Source organism: Bariatricus sp. TF06-38A, from assembly GCF_027690675.1.
GTDB classification, from domain to species: domain Bacteria; phylum Bacillota; class Clostridia; order Lachnospirales; family Lachnospiraceae; genus Allocoprococcus; species Allocoprococcus comes.
This window is the reverse complement of record NZ_JAQFCE010000005.1, coordinates 123,109-147,873: the sequence shown is the minus strand read 5'-3', so window position 1 is coordinate 147,873 and position 24,765 is coordinate 123,109. Positions and strand designations below refer to the sequence as shown.

The window sequence follows — 24,765 nt, the reverse complement described above, 5'->3', positions numbered from 1 at the left end:
ATGAAACATAGAAGTTTGTAACTTTTTATAAGTTTTCAGTAACGGTATGAGGAATGAAAATATGAGTAATACAGCGACGATTTCGCAGGGACAGGAGATTTTAGCACTCCAGGATGAACTGACCGGTGCGCTGATCGGTCTTGCCAGATCCTGTGGTAACAATCCAAAGACAGAAAACACAGATGAGATTATCATCGAAGGTCTTGTGCATACGATTACGAACAGCAACACCGGGGCAGCAGCTTTAAAAGCGATGATCGAAAAAGTAAGAGAAGAAAAAAATACCGTCGCACCGGATTGCGCAGTCTGTGTAGCACCGTGTGGCAATACCTCCGAATATGATGTGAGCAATATCTGGAAACACGAAACAGATGTGCGCGGCGTGGAGACTGCAATCCTTTTCGGAATCCGGGAGATGGCAGCCATTATTTACCCGGCGGTCGTTATGGGGAAAATGGATGCAGAAGTGAACGAATTTTTCTACAAGGCACTCTGCATGATCAGTTATGGAATGAGTAAAGAGGATCTGTTACCGGTTGTGCAGGAACTGGGTGAGATGAACCAGAAGTGCAGAGAGCTTCTGGGACAGGTGTAGCAAGAGAAAAGTCTAAAAAATGAGATTTCTTGACAGAGAACAGGGGATTTGGTATTGTTTAAAAGATGGAAAAATCTGACAGACGAGAAATAAACCGATAGAAAAGAAATGAAATAATAGGAAGCGGGTTGCGTCTGGCAATCCGCTTCTTTTAAAATTGGAAGTTGGACAGTGGCGTAGCGAGTGTAACGTAGCTATGCTTTTAGATTTTAACGAAAAGGAAAAGAGGGCAAAAATGGAACTGAGTATACTTCTGATGGAACAGATTGCAAAATTGTTTATTATGATCTTTATGGGATATGCGGTAGTCAAAATGGGATTGTTGAAAGATGAAGACAGTAAAGTACTGTCAACATTGGTGCTCTATTTGATTGTACCATGTGTGATTCTGAATGCATTTCAGGTAGACTATACGCCGGAAAAAGTAAGTGGACTGGAGCTGGCTTGCATTGCATCGTTATTGCTTCTTTTTATATTACTTCCAATCGTCAACCTGATTGGAAAGGTTCTTCATCTGAATGAAGTGGAAACGATGTCCATTTACTATTCCAATTCTGGAAATCTGATCGTACCACTTGTTGCATTTATGCTTGGAGATAAATGGGTATTTTATGCGTGTGTATTTATGGGACTTCAGACTATCTTTTTCTGGACACACTGTAAAAAAGTACTTAGTCATGAAAAAGGATTTAATCTGAAGAAAATATTCTTTAATATCAATATCATTACGATTATCATTGCGATTACTTTGTTTTTTGCAAAAATACGTCTGCCGGAAATCATTACAGGAACACTTAGTTCAGTCGGAGCAATGATTGGACCGGCAAGTATGTTTGTAATTGGGATGCTGATCGGTGGAATGGATTTAAAGAAAGTATTGACGAATAAGAAAGCATATTTCATTTCGTTTATGCGACTGATCGTGATTCCGCTTATTGCGTTGCTTATCCTGAAGGTAAGTGGTCTTGTGGGATGGAATAAAGAAGGAGAAGAAATCCTTTTGATCGTATTTATGGCGGTAATTTCGCCGGTTGCTTCAACTGTTACACAGATGTGCCAGGTATATGACAATGATTCCAGATATGCCAGTACGATCAGTGTGCTGACTACACTTGGAGCGATTGTGACGATGCCTTTGATGGTACTGGTGTTCCAGATGGTGATGTAAAGGAATTAAGCATAAATATATAGTAGTAGAGATGAGAAAGAATGTTCCTGGGGATGGGGATGTTCTTTTTTTATACCTAAAAATAGTTGGTTTTAGGAAAGAATTATATGGATATAAATAAAAACTAAGGAAAATGTTACATAGATAATTTAAAAGGAAAAGTGATAAAAAAGAATGAAATTGTTAAAAACATACAAAAAATACAGTGTTAAATTGCTAAATATGACAAAAATAAATAATGGTATTTACATTTTAAAAACCAGGTTGTATATTATAGGAAAAGGAACTGGTCATGACGACATGACATCATAACAAAGGAGGAAGAAAAATGAAAAAAAGAGTAGTACAGGCATTGGGATGTATACTTGCAATGACGATGGTAGTAGGAAGTCTGACAGCATGCGGAGGAAAATCTGAGAAAAAAGCAGAAAAAAAAGCAGGAAGCGATGTAAAGGTCGCAATTATATGTTCAGCTGCTGGACAGAATGATAATGGATATAATCAATCCGCAGTAGAAGGCGCAAAAAAAGCTGCTGACGAATTTGGTATTGAATATAAGGTTGTTGAGCCGACAACAGGTGTACCACAGGCACTGGAATCATTAGCTGATGATGGATACAATGTAATTTTCAATCTGGAATATGACTTTGAAGCTTTGATCCAGGGAACCGGTGGAGCGCAACCAATTGCAGAAATGTATCCAGATACAACATTTGTATGTGTAAATGATAATCCGAATCAGGATGAAGACGGAAATACAATTCATGATAATGTAATCAGTGTTCTGTTTGACGTACATCAGGCATCTTTCGTAGCAGGTGCACTTACTACATTGGTAAATGAAAATGCAGAAACTTTATTTGGTACAGATGGTTATAATTTCACACCTGCAGATAATGGCGGACGATCCGTAGGATTTATCGGAGGAACTAATTCAAATGGTATCACGGTATTCTCTTATGGATATATCGAAGGTATCAACTATGAAGCTGAAAAGCTGGGTGTAAATTATGATTACTATGCAAAATATGATGCAGGATTTGCTGATTCTGCAACAGGAAGTACAGTAGCAGGAACATATTATAATCAGGGAGCAAATATTGTATTCTCAGTAGCTGGTTCTGTAGGTGATGGTGTTGCATCAAAGGCAAAAGAAGAAGGAAAGCTTGCAATTCAGGTAGATGCTAACAAAGATGATCAGCAGCCAGGATATGTTCTGACAAGTGTTATTAAAAATACAGAAGTACCTGTATATGACATTGTAAAAGAAGCAGTAAATGGAAAGATTGATAAGATGGATCGTGCACAGACATATTCATTAGCATCAGGCGCAGCTTCTATTACAGATCTTTCAGAAATCAGCAAACATATACAGGATAGCGGAAAAGACAAATGGGAAGAAATCAAAACTGAAATCAAAGATGTAGAAGACAAGATTTCAGATGGAACAATTGTAGTAACGGATGCGCAGAGTGGAGAAGAATTCGATGCTTCTAAATGCCCGAATGTTACAGTAAAATAGTTGTTTTGACAGAAAGGAAGCAGCAATATGAACAGCATGATACAGACGGTTGATCTGACCAAAAAGTTTAACGATTTTGTCGCAAATGATCATATTAATCTGGATGTAAAAGAACAGGAGATTAAATGTATTGTAGGTGAAAACGGTGCAGGAAAATCTACAATGATGAATATGCTCTACGGATTGCTGCAGCCAACAAGCGGAAAAATCCTGATCCGGGGGAAAGAAGTTACACTGAACAGCCCGGTTGATGCGATTGCAAACGGGATAGGGATGGTGCACCAGCATTTTAAGCTGGTGCCGTCTCTTACCGTATATGAAAATATACTGTTGGGTGCGGAAATTACACAGAAAAAAGGCGGAATGAAAACTCCGTTTATCGATCAGAAAGAGGAAATTAAAAGAGTTGAGAAACTGATTCAGGAAAATCATCTGGAATTAAATGCAACAGATAAGATTGAAGATATATCTGTCGGTGGACGTCAGAGAGTAGAAATTCTGAAGATGTTATACAGAAATGTAGACATATTGATTCTGGATGAGCCGACAGCCGTACTTACACCACAGGAAGTTGATGAATTGATTGCAACGCTCAAAAATCTAAAAGAGCAAGGAAAAACAATCATTGTTATTACACACAAATTAAGGGAAGTAATGGAACTGGCAGACAGTATTACTGTAATAAAACAGGGAAAAGTTGTTGGAAATGTATTAAAGAAGGACACAAGTGAACGAGAACTGGCACAGATGATGGTCGGAAGAGATGTTGTTCTTACTGTAAATAATGCACGAAAACAACAAGTTGAATCAGAGATTATGTACAAAGCAGAAAATCTTACGACGGTGAATGACTATGGAAAAGAAGTTGTATCAGATATGTCATTTGAAGTGCATAAAGGTGAGATCCTTGGAATAGCCGGTGTTGAAGGAAACGGACAGTCAGAGCTTGTAAAGCTTATGACTGGTTTGATGGAATCGACGAGAGGAACAGTATTTTTTGACGGTAAAGATATTACAAACTGGTGGCCGGAAAAATTAAGAAAAGCAGGAATTGGAATTATTCCTGAGGACAGATATGCACAGGGATTGTGCCGGGAAATGACGGTTTCCGATAACTGTATAGCAGGATATCACGGAGAAAAAGATGTTTGTAAACGCGGACTTTTTAATAAGAAAATAATCAATGCCAAAAGAGATAAATATATTAAAGAATTTGATATCCGTCTTGGTGATGTGAATGGCAATATAGGCAATTTGTCAGGAGGAAATGCACAGAAAGTTATCATTGCAAGAGAGCTTTCTGCAAATCCCAAACTTCTGATTGCCTGCCAGCCAACGCGAGGCGTTGATATCGGATCTATTGAATTCATACATAAACAGATTCTGAAATTCAGGGATGCAGGAAATACTGTTATCCTGATTTCAAGTGAGCTTTCAGAAATTATGAGTTTATCTGATCGGGTAATTGTTATGTATAAAGGTAAGATTTCAGGTGAAGTATCACCGAAAGAAGTGTCTATGGCTGCCATGGGACTTTTGATGGCTGGAATTGGAAAGGAGGAACAGGATCATGAAAAAGAAAGATAGTATTATAAAAGGAATCGTCAATTCTGTACTTCCGGTAATTCTTGCATTTGCATTTGGAGCAATTATTATTGCGGCGATCGGGGAAAGTCCGCTGGAAACATACGGGGTACTGATCAGAAAATCACTTTTAACAGAGAAAGGATTTATGAATACATTGCATTATGCATCACCTCTCATTCTGACAGGGCTTGCAATTGCAATTACATTCAAAGCAAATCTGTATAACATGGGTGTGGAAGGCCAGATGCTTTTAGGAGGATTCTTTGCAGGAATCACTGGAGCATATCTTAATATTTCCAATCCATTTATAAGCAAACTGATCTGCTTTTTAGTTGCAATTGTCTGTGGAATGTTATTTGCGCTGATTCCGGCAATTTTAAAAGCGAAATGTAATGTAAATGAGATGGTTGTGACTTTGATGTTAAACTATGCAGTTTCAAAGACTCTGGAATTTTTAACAACTGGTGTATTCAAAGATAAGAGTGCAGGTTATGTGGCTACACCTACGATTAAAGAGAATGTGATGTTCAAAAGATTTGGAGCATCAAGAATGACCATGTTTTTTGTGATTGCAATGATTATTCTGGTAATTATGTATTTTGTTATGAAGAAATCAAAACTGGGATATGAAATTACAGCTATTGGAAAAAATCCGGAATTTGCAGAAGCAACAGGTATGAATGTCGGAAAGAAAATCATTATTATGATGTTGATAAGTGGTGCACTTTCCGGTGTGGCTGGAGCAGGATGGATGTTAAGTGATCAGTTTAAATATACACTGACATTTTCTGCAAACCCTGGTCTTGGATGGGATGGTATGCTGATTGCTCTGCTCGGTGGACATTCGCCAATTGGAATTTTGATCGCGGCAATCTTTTATGCTGCATTAAAAACCGGTAGTGACAGCATCAATATGTATACTGCAGTTCCGAAAGAAATCGTTGCAATTATTCAGGGAATGATCATTCTGTTCCTGGCAGTTAAGTTTATTGGTGATAAAACAAGCGTATTTAGTCGTTTTAAAAAGGCGAAAAAGGAGGATGCATAATGGAATTATTAAATAGTATTTTGTATGACACAGTATACCATAGTGCTCCTATTATTCTATGCGTGATCGGTGGAATATTTGCATATAAAGCAAATGTATTGAATATCGCACTGGAAGGAATGATGCTGAATGGAGCATTTATTTCAGTGTTAGTCGAGTATCTGACAGGAAGTGTGGCTCTGGCAGTGATTGCCGCAATCGTAACGACTTTATTGTGGGGACTTGTATTTTCATTTTTAGGAATTACTTGTAATGGTAATGTTATTGTTATCGGTCTTGGAATTAACTTGATTGTTCCAGCGATTGCAAAATTTGTACTGAAAGTTATGGAGCTTGCTAATATCAGTCTTCAAGATGTAGGAGTTGCAGATTTTAAGATCAATATACCGAGCATCAAGAGTATTCCGCTGATTGGTGGAATCGTAAGTGGTCATCCGGTTATTACATATCTGGCATTTATTGGAATTGCGGCAGCAGCTATTCTGATGTACAAAACAAAATTTGGAATCTATGTCAGAGTTGTTGGTGAAAATGAAGATTCAGCGATCAGTCTTGGACTGAAAACACAGAAATACAAATATATTGCTGTTCTGATTGGAGCATTTTGCTGTGCATTAGCCGGAATCAATTTATCAATGGAGAGAATGGCAATGTTTACAAGTGATATGACAGCAGGACGAGGCTTTATTGCAATTGCAGCAATTTATTGTGGACAGGGGAAACCGGTACAGTCTTCACTCTATGCAATCTTATTCGGTGTTGCAAGATCACTTGCAGTCAATTTAAGTGTATATGCAGGACCGGCAGCAGGAATGTTCGATACAATTCCATATATCATCATGGTAGCGGTGCTTGCAGTTGTTTCATTTATGAAATTTAAGGATGTTAAGGTAAGAGGATACAAGTTCGACTAAGGGGGAGGAAAATGGCAAAGACAGCATTGATTATTGTGGACATGGTTCGCGATTTTACGGATCCGGAAGGTCTGGTATTTTATCCTGAGAATCAAAAGATTCTTCCACGGATTAAAAAGGTTCTGGATGAAAGCCGGAAACATGAACTGCTGATTGTTTTTTTACAGCACTGTAACAGAAAAGATAAAGTAGATAAAAAAGCACAGTCCATGAGACCAAATTGTATAGAAGGGACTTTTGGAATTGAAATTGATCCAATGTTGGAAGTTGATGAAAAGAAAGATTATGTCATCCGAAAGAGAAGGTACAGTGGATTCTTCGGCACAGACCTGGATCTGGTATTGCGGGAAAATGAAGTGGAAAATGTAGTCGTTGTTGGAACGAAAACAAACTGCTGCATTCGGGCAACGGTGACAGATGCATTTTATCTGAATTACAACCCATATGTTATCCGGGAATGTGTGGCAACGAATTCAGAAACAGTTAATGAAGTTCATCTGACAGATATTGATAAGTATCTGGGAAAAGTCATCGATATGAATACATTCAGCAAGATGCTGGAAGAGGGACAGTTGTAGGAGGCACGGATAATGAAAGTAGATGTTCTGACAAGCGGCTATGTAAGTATGGATCACATTATAAAAATAGCAACACCTGCCAAAGTGGGATTTACATCACTGGTTACAAATAAATCCAATTCAAAAATTTTTTACGGAGGCTGTTCTGTAAATATTGCCTATGCACTTTGCCGGCTTGGAATGAAGGCAATGCCAGTTTTAAGAGTAGGCGGAGATTATGAAAGTAATGGTTTTAAAAAGTTTCTGGAAGAAGGAAATGTACCACAGGATGGGATTACACAAATAGCAGAGGAAGCAACCAGTGTATGTTATTTGTTACAGGATAATAATAACGATCATATTACCATATTTTATCCTGGAGCAATGGATGGAAGATATGCACAGAAAATGAAAGACAGCTTGTTTGAAACGGCAAAGCTGGGAGTGATAACCGTTGCATCAAGACCAGACAATGAAGAGTTTTTTGCAAAATGTAAAAAGCATCATGTACCGGTAGTTTTTGGAATGAAAGATGATTTTGATGCATTTCCAGAACCATTTTTGAAACAGTTGTTAACAGAAAGCAAAATCATTTTCACAAATGAAGTAGAATGTGAAATTATTGAAAAGCTTTTCGGACTAAATACGATTACAGAGCTGTTTAAAATTGGAAAAGCAGATATTATTGTGACAACTCTGGGAAAAGACGGAAGCATTTGTTATGTGCGGGAAGACGGAAAAATACGGAAAGAAGAGATTGGAATTTGTCAAGTGGAACAGGTAGTAGATGCAACTGGATCGGGAGATGCTTACATGGCAGGATTTGTTTATGGATATTTACATGGATATTCTCCGGCAGACTGCTGTAGGCTTGGAAGTGTATTATCTTACTTTGTTTTACAGGCAGAAGGGTGCTGTACAAATGCGCCAACAGAACAGGAATTATTACAGAAATTTGAAACATTACGCTGAAAGGGGAAATGCAGATGAGTACATTATATATGGGAGCAAGCGAAGAAACGGTTGCGAAATATGTACTTTTTTCGGGAGATCCATGGAGAGTAGAAGTTGTAAAAAAGTATTTGGATAACCCCAAAAAAGTTGCATTCATGAGAGAGTTCAATACATATACAGGAACCTATAAAGGAGTAGAGATTACAGTAACGTCGACGGGAATCGGGGCACCGTCCGCAGCGATTGCGATGGAAGAGATGTATGAGTCTGGAATGCAGGTCGCTGTAAGAATGGGGACAGTAATGTCTATGCAGGATGATATGCTGGGACATTTTATGATTCCGATTGCCGCAATGAGGCGAGAAGGAACCAGTCAGAGTTATGTAGATTTGAGTTATCCTGCAGTCGCAGATGTTGAGCTTGTTAATGTGATGAATGAAACAGTTCAGCAGATGGGAAAACGTTATCTGAATGGATTGAACTGTACGATGGATGGTTTCTACAGTTGCATGCATGATTCCAAGTTTTCTCTGGAATGTGGACGGGATATGTCAAAGACATTTGAAGAGGTTAAGAAACTTGGAGTAACAGGAATTGACATGGAATCCTCCTGTATTTTGACGCTGGGACGTTTGATGGGAGTTAAGACCTGTATTTTAACAGTTGTTACAGTGCTTGAAAATTTGAAGGAAACTTTAAAAGGACAGGATCGGGTGGATGCAGAGGATCTGCTTTGCAGAACAGCATTGGAAGGAATTTATAATTATCATATAAAAAGAGAGGATGGTAAAAATGAGTAAAGAAATACTTACCTTAAATTCACAGACAGTAATCGGAATGGTGCATTGTCTTCCTCTTCCGACGACAGCAGGATTTGATGGAGATTATCAGCGAATTATTGATCGTGCAGTTCAGGATGCAGTTACGCTTGAAAAAGCAGGGGTAGATGCTGTTATTGTAGAAAATATGGGGGATACACCTTTTTCCGCTTTTTTAAATAAAGCACAGGTAGCGGCACTTACAGCTGCAGCATATGCTGTGAAACAGGCAGTTCAGATTCCAGTAGGACTTGACGCAGCGTTTAATGACTGTGAAGCAGATATTGCGATTGCTGCAATGGTAGGAGCATCCTTTATCAGAGTTCCAGTATTTGTGGATACAGTATTGTTTACAGATGGAATTATTCAGCCATGTGCAAAGAAATGTATGGAATATCGCAAGATGATGGGACAGGAAAATGTTAAAATTCTTGCCGATGTGCAGGTAAAACATGCGCATATGTTAAGAGAACATATTACGATTGAGCAGTCAGCAAAAGATGCTGCATCAAACGGAGCAGACGGAATTATTGTTACAGGTACACAGGTTGGAGAAGAGACACCACTGGATCTGATTAAGAGAGTGAAAAATGTTGTAAATCTTCCGGTGTTTGCAGGAAGTGGTGTAAATGCAGAAAATATTCATGATCAGCTTCAGACAGCAGATGGTGCGATTATCGGTTCCAGCTTGAAAGAGGGAGGAATTTTAACAAATCCAATCTCTTATGAACTGGTTAAGAAAGTATTAGACGGATTGAAATAGAGAAAGGCAGGAAGATAAAAATGATGCGACCAATGAAACTTGCAGGATCAGAATTGATGTTTGGAGAAGGAAGTCTTGCATATATTAAGACAATTAAAGCAAAAAAAGTCAGTATTGTTATTGGCGGACATAGCATGGAAAAGAGTGGAATGCTGGCAAAGGTAGAAGGATATTTTAAAGAAACCGGTGCTGAAACAATGGTTATCAGAGGCGTAGAACCAGATCCGTCTTTTGAAACTGTACTCAGAGGAAGAAATGAAATGCTGGAATTTGAACCAGATCTGATTGTCGGACTTGGCGGTGGATCAGCAATGGATGCTGCAAAAGCAATGTGGATCTTTTATGAACATCCGGAACTGACTCAGATGGAAGATATTCTTCCGCCGAATGAATTTCCGAAATTACGAGGTAAAGCAAGAATGTGTTGTATTCCTTCAACAAGTGGAACAGCAAGTGAAGTTTCACGTTCTATCGTAATTTCAGATAATGAAAAAGGATTAAAGCATGGTGTTGGAAATATGGAAATGATGCCGGATATCGCAATCTGTGATCCGGAAGTAACAATGTCTATGCCGGCTAAGATTACCGCAGAGACAGGAATGGATGCGCTTACCCATGCACTGGAAGCACTTGCTTCAAACCGTGCAAATTATCTGTCAGATATTCTTGCAAGCCAGGCAGCCCAGGATATTATGGAAACTTTACCGACTGCATATGAGAATGGCAATGATATAAAAGCAAGAGAGACTATGGTACAGGCATCTATGGTAGCTGGAATTGCATTTACCAATGTATCGCTTGGAATTGTACATTCTATGGCGCATACAATCGGTGGTATTTTCCATGTATCACATGGTCTGGCAGACGCCATTATTTTGCCGTACATCATCAGATATAATGAGCAGAATGAAACTGCGAAAGAAGTTTATGCAAAATTTGCAAAGAGAATCGGAGCAGAAAATCTTCATGAAGCAGTAGAAGCGTTAAATGAAAAGTTAAATATTCCAAAATGCTTTAAAGAGATCATTCCGGATGAAGAAAAATATATGGCAAAACTGGATGAGATGGCTCCGCTTGCAAAAGCTGATGGATGCACAAAAACAAATCCGGTTATTCCGGAAATTGACGAATTTAAAGAATTATTTATCAAGGTGTACAGAGGAGAATAAAAATGGAGATTATTTGTTATTTATCAAATGGATATCCTACAATTGAAGCAAGTTATAATATGGCAGTAGAATATGCAGATGCAGGATGCAGAATGATGGAAGTGGATTTTCCATCCAGAAATCCATACCTGGAGAGTGATTATATTGCAGGAAGAATGAAAAAAGCACTGGAGGCTTGCGATGATTATGAAAAATATATGGATTCAATTGTTGCCATTCAGAAGAGACTTCCAGATGTGAAGATTCTGGTTCTGGCATATGAAAATACAGTTGAAGAGATTGGTGTAGACAGATTTATTGAGTTCTGCCTGACAAATAATTTAAAAGATATTTTGCTTGTTGGCTTAAAAGATGATATTATTAAAAATAAGATAATTGCAGCGGGGCTTCAGGTATCTTGTTATGTACAGTTCCATTTACCGAAAGAAGAAGTGGAAATGGCAAAACAATCAAATGGATTTGTATATTTACAGGCGAAGCCGTATGATACACAGCAAAAAAATGAGGAATATCCTACATTAAAAGATTGTGTAGAGTATTTAAGAAGCTGTGGAATTGAAAGACCTATTTATTGTGGGGTAGGCGTTCATGCACCAGAAGATGTAAGACTAGTAAGAGAGGCAGGCGGGGATGCAGCGTTCGTTGGCAGTACAATTCTAAAACTTCATGAAAATATTCCTGCAATGAAAGAAAAGATCAGGGAATTTAAAGCTATGTGTTAACACTTGGAATATTCTGTGATCAAAAAAGGTGAGATGGGGTGAAGGAGATGTTCGACGAAAAGTTACCTAAATATTATCTTGTGAAGAAGGCAATCGTAGAGAATATTGATAATGAAGTTTACGATTCAAAGGAGCCGATTCCGAGCGAAAGAGAATTGATGGAGACTTATCAGGTCAGCAGAATTACGATCCGGAAAGCGATTGATGAATTGGTCACAGAAGGATATTTGTACAAAGTCCAGGGAAAAGGAACCTATGTAAAGACGGATGAAGGAAGTAACAATCTTTTTTCAATTACGAGTTGTACGGAAGATGTATTAAAGCTGGGACTGACACCAAGTAAAAAAGTTGTTGTTTCAGAGCTGGTTGATGCGAATGTAAAGAGAGCAAAAGCACTTGAGATTACAACCAGTGATAATGTTTATATGATAGGAAGAATCTTATATGCAGATAAAGAGCCGCTAAACTATACGCTGACTTTTCTGCCGGAAAAGATTTTTCCGAGTTTATCAAAGTATGATTTGAAAAAGGAATCCCTTTATCAGATCATAACAGAAGTTTATGGTGTTAAGATAACAAAGGCAAGAAGAACGATTGAGGCGATCGGGGCACAGGATGAAATTGCCGAGTATTTGGACATCGAGGAAGGAACACCGATTATTCTGTTTCGTTGTATTACATATGGCATTGTGAATGGAAGAGAAATTCCGATCGAGAATTTTAAATGCTATTATCGAACAGATAAATTTAAATTCTATATTGATCAGGTGAGATAAAAAATCAGGGAAATAGTAAAATTGAGCACATCGAGCTCTTCGAAAAGTCGTCAGCAGAAATGTTGGCGACTTTTCAATTTTTGGAAAAATGTTACAAATCTAATACAAAAAACAAAGAAAAAAGTGGCAAACAGGTGTGAATATAGATGGAAAAATGTTACAATACTAATAATGGAGGTGCAAAAGCATGCTGGAAAGAAAGATATACAGAAAATTAGATGAGTGGAAGCGGACATCAGAAAAAAAAGCACTGTGCATTATTGGAGCCAGACAGATAGGGAAAACTACCATTATAAGAGAATTTGCAAAGAAAAATTATGAGCATTATGTTGAAGTTAATTTTATCTTAGATAAAGAGGCGGGGAAAATATTTGATGGTAATTTGGATGCAGATACAATCATTACCAATTTGACTGCTTTTAAAATGCAGGAATTTGTACCTGGAAAAACCCTGATTTTTTTAGATGAGATCCAGGAATGCCCGAATGCCAGATGTGCAATTAAGTTTTTGGTTGAGGATGGAAGATTTGATTATATTGAATCAGGATCGCTTTTAGGAGTACGATACAAAGAAGTACCATCTTATGCAGTTGGCTATGAAGAAATCTGCTATATGTATCCGATGGATTTTGAGGAATATATAAGAGCAAATGGGGTTCAGGACTCTACAATTGAATTATTGAAAACATGTTATTCTGAACACAGTGAGGTCCCGGAAGTGGTTCATCAGACTATGTTGAAATTATTTTACACGTATATTGTTGTCGGAGGAATGCCTGCAGTTGTCCAGATTTATGTGAATACGCATGATATAGGAAAAGTCGTTGCACTTCAGAGAGAGATTTTAGAATTGTATCGTCTGGATATTGGAAAATATGCAGAAGGGTCAGACAAAATTAAAATCAGGGCAATTTTTGACAGTATTCCGGCACAGCTTAACAGCAAAAATCGGAGATTTATTTTAAATAAAATAGATGATAAAGGAAGGATGAACCGTTATGAAAATGCATTTTTATGGCTGAGTGATGCAGGAGTTGCACTTCCTTCTTACAATATTGAAGAACCTCAGCCGCCATTGCGTCTGAATGAAAAAAGAAATCTGTTTAAACTATTTATGGGAGATACAGGGCTTCTGTGTGCAGCATGTATGGAAAATATTCAATTTGCACTGTTGAATGGTAATATGGAAGTGAACATGGGAAGCATTTTGGAAAATGTATTTGCACAGATTATTAAAAGCAACGGTTTTAGTTTGAATTATTTTGAATCGAAAAAATATGGAGAATTAGATTTTGTGATTCAAAACGGAATGGAAGTAGATTTGCTGGAAATAAAATCCGGAAAAGATTACAAAAAACATTTTGCATTATCAAAAGTGTCGGCAGTAGAAAACTGGGAGTTTGGAAGAAAAATCATATTCTGTTCCGGAAATGTAGAGGAAGAAGAAGGAATGGAATATCTTCCGTGGTATCTGGCAATGTTTTACCAGGTGAATAAAGAACCAAAAGAATATAAATATGAAGTGGATTTGTCGGGATTGTTATAAAAAGAGAGTGCTCTTTGATGCAAAAAGAGTATTTTTTACATCTGCTTATTTTTCACTACTCATTTTCCACTTGACATTCCCCCACTTTCATCATACCATTTTGTAGAATGTTTATTGTTATGAAAAGTGGACTTACAGAAAAGGGGAAAATCACAGATGAAAAATTGGAATCAGGTTAAGCTGGTGCCGGAATTTAATGAACAGGGTGTAGCCTGTTATAAACTGGCCGGTGGGAACTATGTAAATGAATATTATGTTGTATCGGAAGAAGAGACAAGAAAGCTTCTGAATACACCGGAGATCGTCGGATATGAGGTATATGACTGCCTGATTCCTTCTACATCTCAGATGCTTTACTATTTTAAGGAACAGAAGAAAGTGACAACTGCAAATATTCTTTCTATCTTGAGAGGAGCGTTGAACTATCCGTTGGAGGAAAGCTGCTACAGAGAGCACATCCGTGTACACGATATCAGTTTCTTATCCAGTGAACGTGTATTTGCGGATGAAGAGATTGCAGGGCTTGAAATCAAATATAGTAAGCTTACCATGGTTCCGGACAGCACACTGATGATCGGAGATATCATTGCAAGTGGGGAGACTCTGATCCACTGCCTGCGCTATGTGACAGATTTTTACAGGAAGAACGGAGCAAAGCTTCGCAATATTATCATTTTCACAATTGGTGGGACAAAGGGAATTGAGATTCTTGAGAATCTTACCAGAGAGATCCGTGAGTTCTGGCCGGAATTTGAAGGGTTCATTACCGTGTATTATGAAGGAATTTTCAGTACTTATCAGGATAAAGGTGTGTCAGGAATCAACCTTCCGGATGTGGACTTCTACTGGAAGGACGGAATCATCGCGCCGGAGTTCAGAAGAGAGACACTTTCCATGTGCAGTCCGCTTTTTGAAAAATGTATCATCTACGATGGCGGGGCAAGACGCTATGAGATTCATGAGCATGTAGAGGAAGTTCTGGAATTCTGGGAAGGGATCAAAGAGAGAGCAGATAAGATCGATTTTAAAGAACTGCTTGATGAAAAGATTGGATACCCGACACCGATCAGTTATGAGGACTGGATCGAGAAGAACCACTATGAGAAGATTCGTCCGGCAGACACCAAGTGGCTGTACCGTCAGGAACAGGGATATATCGAGAGTATGAAAAATATTACATTAAAAGAACTGGCAGATCAGAGAATTACCGAATTTACTGATTCTTTGAAGAAATATATGCTATAAAAAGAATGAATTTGTTGATCACAGAGAATGGAATGAGGTAAAAAATGAGCAAAAACACGAAAGATACAACTGTTGATATTGACTATGCGGATCAGGCAGTCCCGAAAGAGGGCAGAAAAGGTTTCCTGACCATGTTTATGATCATGCTGGGATTTACATTTTTCTCGGCAAGTATGTGGGTTGGGCAGCAGATGGCAGCAGGACTTGATTTCTGGGGATTTATCAAGTCCCTTCTCCTTGGAGGAGCGATCCTTGGTATGTATACAGGACTTCTGGGATATGTAGGTGCAAAGACCGGACTTAGCATGGATCTTCTGGCAAAAAGAGCGTTTGGAGAAAAAGGATCTTATCTTTCTTCTGCAATGATCAGCTTCACTCAGATCGGATGGTTCGGTGTGGGTGTTGCGATGTTTGCAATCCCGGTATCAGGAGAACTTCTCGGTGGAAGTAAGGCTGCGATGTGGGCTCTGGTATTGGTTGCAGGAGGCTGTATGACCGCTTCTGCATATTTCGGAATTGATTCCCTTACGGTGGTAAGCTATATTGCAGTTCCGCTCGTTGCGATTCTTGGAACGGTAGCAATGGTGATGGCAGTTCGTCAGGGAAATGGAACAATCGTTGACCAGTTTGCAGTATCCAGTGGATCTGTGACCGTGATCGGTGGAGCGGGTATGGTAGTCGGTTCCTTCGTATCAGGCGGAACGGCAACTCCGAACTTTGCAAGATTTGCAAAGGATGCCAAATCAGGTACAATTGCAACGGTTGTAGCATTCTTTATCGGGAATTCACTGATGTTCTTTTTTGGGGCGATTGCCTATATTTTCGTTGGCGGAAATGATATCTTTGAGGTTATGATCCGTCTGAATCTGTTCTATATGGCGATTCTGGTTCTGGGACTCAATATCTGGACCACCAACGACAATGCGCTGTATTCGGCAGGTCTTGGACTGGCAAATATTTTCCGGCAGAAGAAGAAACCGATGGTTCTGATTTCAGGTATTATCGGAACACTTCTTTCTGTATGGCTGTATTACAATTTCTGTAACTGGCTGAACGTACTGAACTGTACCCTTCCGCCGGTAGGGATCATCCTGGTGCTCTCGTACTTCATAAATAAGAAGGAGTACGACAGTGATAAAGTAGAAATCAAAACTGTGAACTGGTTTGCCGTGATCGGTGTGATCGCAGGTGCAGTGGTAGCAAATCTTGTGTCATGGGGAATTGCTTCGATCAATGGTATGGCAGTTGCAGCGGTCTGCTATGTGGCTGGACAGGTGCTTTGCAAAAATCATAATGAAGTGACGGAAAAGGCATAAATGAATAGCGTAAATGAACGGGCAGATTCGGGGAACAGAGTCTGCTCGTTGTTATATTATGGAGCAGGATTACGCATAAGGTTATCAGTCTAAACAATATTATTAAAAAACTGACCATAAGTCAATAAACAAATTGACTTATGGTCAGTTTTGTTGTATATTGGTTTTGTAAAATAAATGACCGGCAGTCATTAAGAGAGAAAGAATAAAAAGAAAAGAGGAATAAAGTATGGTAAAGGTTGGCAAAAAGATTGTTAAATTCAGAGTACCGATACTGATACTCAGTATTATCCTTTTGATTCCGGCTGTGTGGGGGTATGTGAACACCAGGATCAACTATGATGTGCTGACTTATCTTCCGGAAGACATTGAGACAATGCAGGGACAAGAGATCATGACGAATGATTTTGGGATCGGGGCATTTTCGATGCTGATGGTAGACGGCATGGAAGATAAAGAGATTGTGAAGCTGAAAGAAAAGGTAGAGAAGGTAGACGGAGTAGAGAATGTACTCTGGTATGATTCACTGGCTGATATTTCGGTTCCACAGAGCGTGCTTCCGTCAAAGCTGTATGATGAGTACAACACAGAAGACGGAACAATGATGGCGGTATTTTTCAAAGACGGAACTTCATCCGATGAAACCATGAAGGCAATTACCGAGATCCGTAAGATCACCGGAGAGCAGTGCTTCTTAAGTGGAATGTCTGCGATTGTAGAGGACACCAAAGAGCTTGCCGAAAAGGAAACACCACTTTATGTACTGATCGCAGTCGCACTTTCTGCACTGGTTCTGGCAATTACGATGGAATCGATTTTTGTTCCGGTATTGTTCCTTTTGAGTATCGGAATCGCAATCGTATATAATCTTGGAACGAATGTATTTTTTGGAGAGATTTCTTATATCACGAAGGCACTGGCAGCGGTACTTCAGCTCGGTGTCACTATGGACTATTCTATTTTCCTGATGCACAGTTATCAGGAGCAGCAGGTGCGCTATAACGGAGATAAAGAGCGGGCGATGGCACACGCGATTTCCCAGACCTTTTCATCCGTAATCGGAAGTTCAGTTACGACGGTTGCCGGATTTATCGCACTCTGCTTTATGAGCTTTACGCTTGGAAAAGATATCGGTATCGTTATGGCAAAAGGTGTTATCTTCGGAGTTCTGGTCTGTGTAACCGTTCTTCCGTCCATGATCCTGTGCTGTGACAAGCTGATCGAGAAGACGAAACACAAACCGCTGCTTCCGGATATTGGAAGGATTTCAGATAAGGTGACAAAGCGTTACGTGATTTATGTAGTAGCATTTGTGATCCTTCTGTTTCCGGCGATTTACGGAAACAATCACACAGGTGTTTACTACAATCTGGACGAATCGCTGCCAAAGGATCTTCCGAGTGTCATTGCGAACACGAAATTAAAAGAAGATTACAATATGAACACCACACATATGATCCTGGTGGACAGCTCGGTTGCAGGTTCTGATGTCAAGAAGATGTCACAGGAGATTGAAAAAGTAGATGGTGTTAAATGGGTACTTGGACTGGATAATCTGGTCGGCTCAGGTGTCCCGGCAGATATGCTCCCGGAATCTGTCACCGGTATGCTGAAAAATGACAAGTACCAGCTGCTGATGGTAAATTCTACGTACAAAGTAGCAACGGATAAAGTAAACAAACAGATTGAGCAGATTGATAAGATCATGGATAAATATGATAAGGGTGCAATGCTGGTAGGAGAAGGGCCATTGACAAAAGATTTGATCAACATTACAGACACGGACTTTAAGCGTGTAAGTGCAGTGTCTATTGGAATCGTATTTGTGATTATTCTGCTTCTGTTCAAATCAATTACTATTCCGGTGATCCTGGTCGGTGTGATCGAATTTGCGATCTTTGTGAATATGGGTATTCCGTTTTACACTGGAACAAAGCTGCCGTTTGTGGCATCAATCGTAATCGGTACGATCCAGCTTGGCGCGACTGTGGATTATGCGATCCTGATGACCACCAGATATCAGAGAGAGAGAAGCCGCGGCGCAGGCAAATTTGACGCGATCACAACAGCGCATAAGTTCTCTGCGCAGTCGATCATCGTCAGTGCGCTCAGCTTTTTTGCTGCAACGATCGGTGTCGGACTTTATTCCAATATCGATATGATCAGTTCACTGTGTATCCTGATGGCGAGAGGTGCACTGATCAGTATGGTGGTTGTTGTGCTGATCCTTCCGTCCTTATTCATGGTATTTGACAAGATTATTGTAAAGACGAGCAAAGGTTTCCAACCGTCAGGCTTGAAATCATAACCACATCATAGTATAATTTTCTTGGATTATTATATGATACAAGGAACGGAGAAAAAGATCCGTGCGTATCAAAAGGGCTGATACAATCCTACTATCATAAAAGGAATAAGGAGGAATCCACTATGATTAATTGGAACAATTTGGATACACTTACATCATTTAAAGAACTTTCGGAAGTAGAACGTGTCAATCTTGCAGAAGTGATGTCCGGTGAGAACGGAGCAGAACGTGTTAAGGATTACAGCGTTCCGATGACAGAGGATCTTACTTACAATTACGCTGCAAAAGCAGTAGATGATAAAGTACTTGCAGCACTTGCAAAGCTTGCAAAAGAAGCGCAGCTGACAGAAAAGTACGCAGCACTCTACAATGGAGAAGTGATCAACACAGGAGAAAAGAGACTGGTTCTTCATCAGCTCACCCGTGGACAGCTTGGAGATAAAGTAGAAGCTGACGGAGTAGACAAGCGAGAATTCTATGTTAAGCAGCAGCAGAGGATCGCAGATTTTGCCAATAAAGTACATGCCGGCGAGATCACAAATGCAGCAGGTGAGAAATTCACAACAGTCGTACAGATCGGTATCGGTGGAAGTGACCTTGGTCCTCGCGCAATGTATCTTGCACTTGAGAACTGGGCTAAGAAGAACGGCACATTCAAGATGGAAGCCAAATTCATCAGCAATGTTGACCCGGATGATGCAGCAGCAGTACTGAATTCAATTGATGTAGCACATTCTATTTTTGTTCTGGTATCAAAGTCAGGAACAACTCTTGAGACTCTTACCAATGAGTCATTTGTAAAAGATGCCCTGAAGAATGCAGGTCTGGATGCTTCCAAGCATATGATCGCTGTTACAAGCGAGACATCACCACTTGCAAAGAGCGATGATTATCTTGCAGCATTCTTCATGGATGATTATATCGGAGGACGTTACTCATCTACTTCAGCAGTCGGCGGTGCCGTACTTTCGCTGGCATTCGGACCGGAAGTATTTGCACAGTTCCTTGCAGGAGCAGCAAAGGTAGATGAAGTTTCCAAGAATGAAGATTTATTGAAGAACCCGGCAATGCTGGATGCGATGATCGGTGTATACGAGCGTAATGTACTCGGATATCCGGCAACAGCCGTTCTCCCATATTCACAGGCACTGAGCCGTTTCCCGGCACATCTGCAGCAGCTGGATATGGAATCCAATGGTAAATCAGTTAACCGCTTTGGCGAGCCGGTAGATTACCCGACAGGTCCGGTGATCTTCGGAGAACCAGGAACAAACGGACAGCATTCCTTCTATCAGCTTCTCCACCAGGGAACCAACATCATACCGCTCCAGTTCATCGGCTTCAAGAACAGCCAGATCGGAACCGATGTTGTGATCCAGGACAGCACAAGCCAGCAGAAGCTCTGCGCAAACGTAGCTGCACAGATCGTAGCATTTGCATGCGGTAAATCAGACGAGAACCGCAACAAGAATTTTGAAGGTGGACGTCCGTCAAGTATTATCATCGGTAAAGAACTGACACCAGAGACACTCGGTGCACTTCTTGCACATTTTGAGAATAAGGTTATGTTCCAGGGATTTGTATGGAATGTGAACAGCTTCGACCAGGAAGGTGTTCAGCTTGGGAAAGTACTTGCCAAACGTGTACTTGCCCATGAGACAGACGGAGCACTGAAAGTATACAGTGATCTTTTAGATATCTAATCAGAATTAATGAAAGAGACCAGAGTCGGTGCGGATTTTAGGATTCGGACCGGCTTTTTGGATACGAAAATATGCAAGAGAAGCTACCAGGATATTCTGTCAGGATTTCCGGCTGAATGATTGTTTTTTAGGAAAAAGACATAAAACCAGGAAAAGAGAACAACTATGAAATTAGAAAATTACGAGGTGCATCTCCCGAATTATTCCATCGGAGATGCAATTTACGATAAAATCGGACCGGTCTGTGAATCTTATGGAAAAACGGTACTTGTGATCGGCGGAAAAAGGGCACTTGATGCGGCTTTTGATAAGATCAAAGCGGCGGTCGACCAGACGAATCTGGAGATTATTGGAAAAGAACTTTATGGGAAAGACTGTACCTATCAGACGGTAGAAAAGCTTCGCCGGATGTCGGTTTATCAGAAAGCAGATATGGTATTTGGAGTGGGAGGGGGCAAAGCACTGGATACGGTAAAATGTCTGTGTATTACAGATGATAAGCCGGTGTTCAGCTTCCCGACAATCGCATCCAACTGTTCGGCATGTACATCGGTGTCGATCATGTATAACGAGGATGGTACATTTCTGAAACCGAATTTCTTCGTGCGTCCGGTCATGCATGCATTTATCGATACAGAAATCATAGCAAAAGCACCGAGTCAGTATATGTGGGCAGGAATTGGTGATACCTATGCAAAATACTATGAAGCAACAATCTCATCAAGGGATGAAAGACTGGAACATTTTACCTCACTTGGTGTAGCAGTCAGTCTGATGTGCAGGAATCCGCTTCTGGAATATGGACCGAAGGCATTTGCAGACCATAAAAAGGGACTGTGTACATACGATGTAGAGCAGGTGGTTCTGGCGATCGTTGTGACAACCGGAATTGCATCCATTTTCCTTACAAAAGATTTCACACCGGATTATAACAGTGGACTTGCACATGCAATTTTTTATGCTCTGACGAAGTATCCGGTGATCGAGCAGCGGCATCTGCACGGGGAAGTAGTTGGATTTGGTGTGCTTCTGGCACTTCTTGTAGATGGACAGGAAGAAGAATTTGAGAAAATATATCAGCTGAATCGCGAGATAGGTCTTCCGGTGTCCTTGAAAGAAATTGAGATTACAGAGGATGAATGGAAAGAAAGTATGGGACGTATTTCGGAAATGTCGGATGTAGCACATTACCCATATAAGGTAACCCGGGAAATGCTGGAAGATGCAATGCAGAAACTGAAAAAAAGAGTCAGAAAGGATCAGAGCCATGAAGAATAAGAAATCCGCAACTTCCTCTATGATTCTTGGGGTAGCGTTTGTCTGGTTTACAACACATTTCGGAGGTGGATTTGCCTCGGGTGCGCAGATCTACAGTTATTATGTGCGTTATGGAATCTGGTGTCTTCTGATGCCGGTTTTGGCCATGGGATATAATGCTGTATTTTTCGCATACTGCCTCCGGTTTGCGAGAAAGCATGAGGTATATGATTATCGGTCTTATAACAATGCGTTTTACGGGAATTTTGCGCCGGTATTTTCCAATTTGTTTGAAGTACTGTATATTTGTGTGATGTGCGTGGCTCCCGCAGTTGCATTTGCGACAGGCGGAGCGACCTTAAGTACCCTGACCGGACTTCCGTATCTGCTGTGTACGTTGATTATCGGCATATTTATCTTCGTTGTGGCAGTATTTGGAACAGACCTGGTGCGTAAGGTGGCTTCTGTCCTGTCTGTCTGCATTATCGCAGGTCTTCTGATCGTGTATATTCCGAATATCATCGCAGGTGCAGGGCAGATTGCAGATACAGCTTCACGGATGACTGCAAATGGCGGATCCTTTGGGAAAGCACTCTATTCAGCATTTATTTACGGAACATTCCAGCTGGCAAATGTGGCTGTTTTTGTGCAGCATGCCAAGAGCTTTGAAAAGCCGGATGACGCGGTGCAAAGTATGGGAATCGGATGGATCATCAATGCACTTATGATGATCATGGTTGTGCTTGGGATTATGACTGTTTGTACCAAGCCGGAGATGAGCGAGGCGAGCGTCCCGACACTTTTTATGGTGCAGTGCGGTGTTGGAAAAGGATTTATGATGCCGCTGATTTCTGTTTTGATCATTCTTGGAGCGGTATCTACGGCGGTTAATATGGTGGCTGCAATGGTCAAGAGAATCTGCAGTGGTCTTAATAAAGTGAAGAAAGAGACGGAAACGGGTAAAAAAAGTAAAATTGGTACAAAGGAAATTGTGGCAGCATTTATCTGCTGTGTTGTAGATTTTGGAATCGCACAGTTCGGGCTTCTGACACTGATCCAGAAGGCGTATAGTGTGCTGGCGTATCTGGCGATTCCGGTAATCCTTATTCCATATCTGATCCACATGGCAGTGACCAGATTTGATACGAAGTAATGAGAGAATAAAGGGAAAAGAGGACAAAAAATGCCAATCGGTGTTATAGTAAATGTAAGTATGGTGATGCCGGTTAGTTATCTTTGGAGTACTTATATTTTACCATTAGTGAGGTGATGGAATGGCAAAGATTACAGTGTGGTCAAAGCAGCATGAAAATGTCTGGAAAGTTCTTCAGGAGACCGGACGATATACGGTAAAGCGAGAGTATATCATAAAGGATCTCAAAGAACATTCGGAGCTGGTTCTGGATACTTATGAATGGCTGGTCAAGAACGGACCGGACTACGGGAATAAACCGGCGGATGTGGAATTTCCGGTATGGGTATCCTTCAGGCAGGATGCAACGATGCTTCCGGAAAAAGGAAGAGTGATCTTGGAACTGGAGATCGAAGAATCCCTGATTACCAGAGTGAATTTCACAAAATGGGGAATGATCCTCAACTATTCCTATATTCCGGCAGACAAGGCGGATGAAAAGCGGCACAAAGAGCTTCTGGAAGCCTATGGAGTCAGCGACACGCAGGCGTATATGTCGCAGTTCTATCCGGAGATCAAACGGGAGATCCGGGAGAGCTGGAAGAGGCTTTTTGATGATGACATCCAGATCGGAAGTGATGGATGTTATGGAAACATCTGGGAGGTGCGAAGAGAATGGGTGAAAAATGTAATACAATAACCTTATATGCATCACAGGCAGACCCGGTAATCGAAGCAATTGAGCGGAATGGCGTGTGCTATTCCAAAGAGGCGTATGTGCGGAAAAAATATCAGGAGAGTGCAAAGATTTTCACAACAGCCTATTCCTGGTTTGTGCGTGAGATGGAGAAATATGTGAAGAAGCCGGATGGTGCGGAGTATCCGTACTGGGCATTCCGTGAAGCCTATAATGTGGATCAGTCGATGGGCGGCAACTTCCTGACACTGGAAGTACCATTGGATGAAGTTCTGCTTTTTGATATGTATGACTGGAATAAGATTCTCTGTCTCAAATATATTGGGGAAGATGAAAAAGATGAGGAGCAGTTCCAGGAGCAGCTGGAGATGTATGGGATCAAAGAGATGGATGCGGTGTTGAGTAATTTTTATCCGTTACAGAAGCAGCAGATCCTGAAAAGCTGGCAACGTCTGACACGGTATCATGAAGAATTGGTACATGGAAATACAGAGCTTGTAAGGGATGTACAAGCAGGACTCTGGAGAATAAAAAAGGAGTGGATCAGATAGATGAAAGTATTGGTATACAGAAAATGCAGCACCTGTCAGAAGGCGCTGAAATGGCTGGAGGCGCATGAGATTGCATTTGAGGAACGGGCAATCGTGGAGGAAAATCCAACCTATGAAGAGCTGAAGGAATGGCATGCGATGAGTGGGGGCCCGCTGAAAAAGTTTTTTAATACAAGTGGGATGCTTTATAAGCAGATGCAGCTGAAAGACAAGCTTCCGACGATGACGGAAGATGAGCAGATAAAGCTGTTGGCGACAGATGGTATGTTGGTGAAAAGACCGTTTGTAGTTGGGGACGGATTTGTACTGACCGGGTTTAAAGAAAAAGAATGGGAAGAAAAATTGTTGAAGTAGTGGGGAAGATGAGTGCTGTAAAAGGTGCTCATCTTTTTATTCTGCCTGTAAAGAATGTGTAAA

The 24,765-nt window shown here is 40.5% G+C and carries 23 protein-coding genes; all 23 read left to right on the top strand.

Going from position 1 to position 24,765, the window contains the following annotated elements:
* Positions 1–61: 61 nt before the first annotated feature.
* The 23 genes from PG418_RS06830 (at position 62) to PG418_RS06720 (ending at position 24,702) form a co-directional block, all read left to right on the top strand.
* Positions 62–595: a hypothetical protein gene (locus PG418_RS06830; RefSeq protein WP_498837250.1), complete on the top strand. Its 534-nt coding sequence runs from the start codon at positions 62–64 to the stop codon at positions 593–595.
* A 235-nt stretch (positions 596–830) separates the two neighbouring features.
* Positions 831–1,763 (top strand): AEC family transporter, encoded by a 933-nt coding sequence (locus PG418_RS06825; RefSeq protein ID WP_022219929.1) that lies wholly within the window; start codon positions 831–833, stop codon positions 1,761–1,763.
* 328 nt (positions 1,764–2,091) lie between these two features.
* The gene (locus PG418_RS06820; protein ID WP_008373422.1) at positions 2,092–3,285 is read left to right on the top strand and encodes a BMP family lipoprotein; all 1,194 of its coding nucleotides are present in this window, start codon (positions 2,092–2,094) and stop codon (positions 3,283–3,285) included.
* A 27-nt stretch (positions 3,286–3,312) separates the two neighbouring features.
* A complete protein-coding gene (locus PG418_RS06815; protein ID WP_008373424.1) occupies positions 3,313–4,872 on the top strand; it encodes an ABC transporter ATP-binding protein in 1,560 nt (519 codons plus the stop codon).
* The gene (locus tag PG418_RS06810; RefSeq protein WP_022219928.1) at positions 4,856–5,920 is read left to right on the top strand and encodes an ABC transporter permease; all 1,065 of its coding nucleotides are present in this window, start codon (positions 4,856–4,858) and stop codon (positions 5,918–5,920) included. Before PG418_RS06815 ends, PG418_RS06810 begins: the two co-directional genes overlap by 17 nt.
* Positions 5,920–6,834, top strand: a complete 915-nt coding sequence (locus tag PG418_RS06805) for an ABC transporter permease (RefSeq protein WP_055296495.1) — start codon at positions 5,920–5,922, stop codon at positions 6,832–6,834. Before PG418_RS06810 ends, PG418_RS06805 begins: the two co-directional genes overlap by 1 nt.
* An 11-nt stretch (positions 6,835–6,845) precedes the next feature.
* A complete protein-coding gene (locus PG418_RS06800) occupies positions 6,846–7,412 on the top strand; it encodes a cysteine hydrolase family protein (protein ID WP_022219927.1) in 567 nt (188 codons plus the stop codon).
* A 12-nt stretch (positions 7,413–7,424) separates the two neighbouring features.
* Positions 7,425–8,363 (top strand): carbohydrate kinase family protein, encoded by a 939-nt coding sequence (locus PG418_RS06795; RefSeq protein ID WP_008373430.1) that lies wholly within the window; start codon positions 7,425–7,427, stop codon positions 8,361–8,363.
* Between the two features lie 14 nt (positions 8,364–8,377).
* Positions 8,378–9,145, top strand: coding sequence for a nucleoside phosphorylase (locus PG418_RS06790; RefSeq protein ID WP_022219926.1), 768 nt, complete (start codon positions 8,378–8,380; stop codon positions 9,143–9,145).
* A complete protein-coding gene (locus tag PG418_RS06785; RefSeq protein WP_022219925.1) occupies positions 9,138–9,926 on the top strand; it encodes a BtpA/SgcQ family protein in 789 nt (262 codons plus the stop codon). The genes PG418_RS06790 and PG418_RS06785 overlap by 8 nt, the downstream gene beginning before the upstream one ends.
* A 20-nt stretch (positions 9,927–9,946) precedes the next feature.
* On the top strand, positions 9,947–11,095 hold the full coding sequence (locus tag PG418_RS06780) for an iron-containing alcohol dehydrogenase (protein ID WP_055247497.1): 1,149 nt from the start codon (positions 9,947–9,949) through the stop codon (positions 11,093–11,095).
* 2 nt (positions 11,096–11,097) lie between these two features.
* Entirely contained in the window at positions 11,098–11,817 is a 720-nt protein-coding gene (locus tag PG418_RS06775) for a tryptophan synthase subunit alpha (protein WP_022219924.1), read from the top strand.
* A gap of 47 nt (positions 11,818–11,864) precedes the next feature.
* On the top strand, positions 11,865–12,593 hold the full coding sequence (locus PG418_RS06770; protein WP_173686941.1) for a GntR family transcriptional regulator: 729 nt from the start codon (positions 11,865–11,867) through the stop codon (positions 12,591–12,593).
* Positions 12,594–12,780: 187 nt separating this feature from the next.
* Entirely contained in the window at positions 12,781–14,139 is a 1,359-nt protein-coding gene (locus tag PG418_RS06765) for an ATP-binding protein (RefSeq protein WP_498837249.1), read from the top strand.
* 156 nt (positions 14,140–14,295) lie between these two features.
* Complete coding sequence (locus tag PG418_RS06760; protein WP_498837248.1) at positions 14,296–15,384, top strand: hypothetical protein; 1,089 nt, start codon at positions 14,296–14,298, stop codon at positions 15,382–15,384.
* A 44-nt stretch (positions 15,385–15,428) separates the two neighbouring features.
* Entirely contained in the window at positions 15,429–16,700 is a 1,272-nt protein-coding gene (gene codB / locus PG418_RS06755; protein ID WP_270475377.1) for a cytosine permease, read from the top strand.
* A gap of 229 nt (positions 16,701–16,929) precedes the next feature.
* Positions 16,930–19,008: an efflux RND transporter permease subunit gene (locus PG418_RS06750; protein ID WP_175306108.1), complete on the top strand. Its 2,079-nt coding sequence runs from the start codon at positions 16,930–16,932 to the stop codon at positions 19,006–19,008.
* Positions 19,009–19,130: 122 nt separating this feature from the next.
* Positions 19,131–20,711, top strand: coding sequence for a glucose-6-phosphate isomerase (locus PG418_RS06745; RefSeq protein ID WP_008373449.1), 1,581 nt, complete (start codon positions 19,131–19,133; stop codon positions 20,709–20,711).
* 165 nt (positions 20,712–20,876) lie between these two features.
* A complete protein-coding gene (locus tag PG418_RS06740; protein ID WP_055296604.1) occupies positions 20,877–21,989 on the top strand; it encodes an iron-containing alcohol dehydrogenase family protein in 1,113 nt (370 codons plus the stop codon).
* Positions 21,979–23,121 carry a YkvI family membrane protein gene (locus PG418_RS06735; protein WP_055296493.1) on the top strand — a complete coding sequence of 381 codons (1,143 nt, stop codon included), beginning with the start codon at positions 21,979–21,981 and terminating at the stop codon, positions 23,119–23,121. The genes PG418_RS06740 and PG418_RS06735 overlap by 11 nt, the downstream gene beginning before the upstream one ends.
* A 121-nt stretch (positions 23,122–23,242) precedes the next feature.
* Positions 23,243–23,800 carry a DUF3841 domain-containing protein gene (locus PG418_RS06730; RefSeq protein ID WP_008373458.1) on the top strand — a complete coding sequence of 186 codons (558 nt, stop codon included), beginning with the start codon at positions 23,243–23,245 and terminating at the stop codon, positions 23,798–23,800.
* A complete protein-coding gene (locus tag PG418_RS06725) occupies positions 23,776–24,348 on the top strand; it encodes a DUF3841 domain-containing protein (RefSeq protein ID WP_055296491.1) in 573 nt (190 codons plus the stop codon). Before PG418_RS06730 ends, PG418_RS06725 begins: the two co-directional genes overlap by 25 nt.
* Complete coding sequence (locus tag PG418_RS06720) at positions 24,349–24,702, top strand: arsenate reductase family protein (RefSeq protein WP_055260930.1); 354 nt, start codon at positions 24,349–24,351, stop codon at positions 24,700–24,702. It abuts the gene before it with no gap.
* The last annotated feature ends 63 nt before the right edge of the window (positions 24,703–24,765 follow it).

What these genes read in the sequence shown, in the direction of transcription:
- PG418_RS06830 (WP_498837250.1), top strand. Translation starts at nt 62, where the DNA reads ATGAGTAATACAGCGACGATTTCGCAGGGACAGGAGATTTTAGCACTC.
- PG418_RS06825 (WP_022219929.1), top strand. Translation starts at nt 831, where the DNA reads ATGGAACTGAGTATACTTCTGATGGAACAGATTGCAAAATTGTTTATT.
- PG418_RS06820 (WP_008373422.1), top strand. Translation starts at nt 2,092, where the DNA reads ATGAAAAAAAGAGTAGTACAGGCATTGGGATGTATACTTGCAATGACG.
- PG418_RS06815 (WP_008373424.1), top strand. Translation starts at nt 3,313, where the DNA reads ATGAACAGCATGATACAGACGGTTGATCTGACCAAAAAGTTTAACGAT.
- PG418_RS06810 (WP_022219928.1), top strand. Translation starts at nt 4,856, where the DNA reads ATGAAAAAGAAAGATAGTATTATAAAAGGAATCGTCAATTCTGTACTT.
- PG418_RS06805 (WP_055296495.1), top strand. Translation starts at nt 5,920, where the DNA reads ATGGAATTATTAAATAGTATTTTGTATGACACAGTATACCATAGTGCT.
- PG418_RS06800 (WP_022219927.1), top strand. Translation starts at nt 6,846, where the DNA reads ATGGCAAAGACAGCATTGATTATTGTGGACATGGTTCGCGATTTTACG.
- PG418_RS06795 (WP_008373430.1), top strand. Translation starts at nt 7,425, where the DNA reads ATGAAAGTAGATGTTCTGACAAGCGGCTATGTAAGTATGGATCACATT.
- PG418_RS06790 (WP_022219926.1), top strand. Translation starts at nt 8,378, where the DNA reads ATGAGTACATTATATATGGGAGCAAGCGAAGAAACGGTTGCGAAATAT.
- PG418_RS06785 (WP_022219925.1), top strand. Translation starts at nt 9,138, where the DNA reads ATGAGTAAAGAAATACTTACCTTAAATTCACAGACAGTAATCGGAATG.
- PG418_RS06780 (WP_055247497.1), top strand. Translation starts at nt 9,947, where the DNA reads ATGATGCGACCAATGAAACTTGCAGGATCAGAATTGATGTTTGGAGAA.
- PG418_RS06775 (WP_022219924.1), top strand. Translation starts at nt 11,098, where the DNA reads ATGGAGATTATTTGTTATTTATCAAATGGATATCCTACAATTGAAGCA.
- PG418_RS06770 (WP_173686941.1), top strand. Translation starts at nt 11,865, where the DNA reads ATGTTCGACGAAAAGTTACCTAAATATTATCTTGTGAAGAAGGCAATC.
- PG418_RS06765 (WP_498837249.1), top strand. Translation starts at nt 12,781, where the DNA reads ATGCTGGAAAGAAAGATATACAGAAAATTAGATGAGTGGAAGCGGACA.
- PG418_RS06760 (WP_498837248.1), top strand. Translation starts at nt 14,296, where the DNA reads ATGAAAAATTGGAATCAGGTTAAGCTGGTGCCGGAATTTAATGAACAG.
- codB (WP_270475377.1), top strand. Translation starts at nt 15,429, where the DNA reads ATGAGCAAAAACACGAAAGATACAACTGTTGATATTGACTATGCGGAT.
- PG418_RS06750 (WP_175306108.1), top strand. Translation starts at nt 16,930, where the DNA reads ATGGTAAAGGTTGGCAAAAAGATTGTTAAATTCAGAGTACCGATACTG.
- PG418_RS06745 (WP_008373449.1), top strand. Translation starts at nt 19,131, where the DNA reads ATGATTAATTGGAACAATTTGGATACACTTACATCATTTAAAGAACTT.
- PG418_RS06740 (WP_055296604.1), top strand. Translation starts at nt 20,877, where the DNA reads ATGAAATTAGAAAATTACGAGGTGCATCTCCCGAATTATTCCATCGGA.
- PG418_RS06735 (WP_055296493.1), top strand. Translation starts at nt 21,979, where the DNA reads ATGAAGAATAAGAAATCCGCAACTTCCTCTATGATTCTTGGGGTAGCG.
- PG418_RS06730 (WP_008373458.1), top strand. Translation starts at nt 23,243, where the DNA reads ATGGCAAAGATTACAGTGTGGTCAAAGCAGCATGAAAATGTCTGGAAA.
- PG418_RS06725 (WP_055296491.1), top strand. Translation starts at nt 23,776, where the DNA reads ATGGGTGAAAAATGTAATACAATAACCTTATATGCATCACAGGCAGAC.
- PG418_RS06720 (WP_055260930.1), top strand. Translation starts at nt 24,349, where the DNA reads ATGAAAGTATTGGTATACAGAAAATGCAGCACCTGTCAGAAGGCGCTG.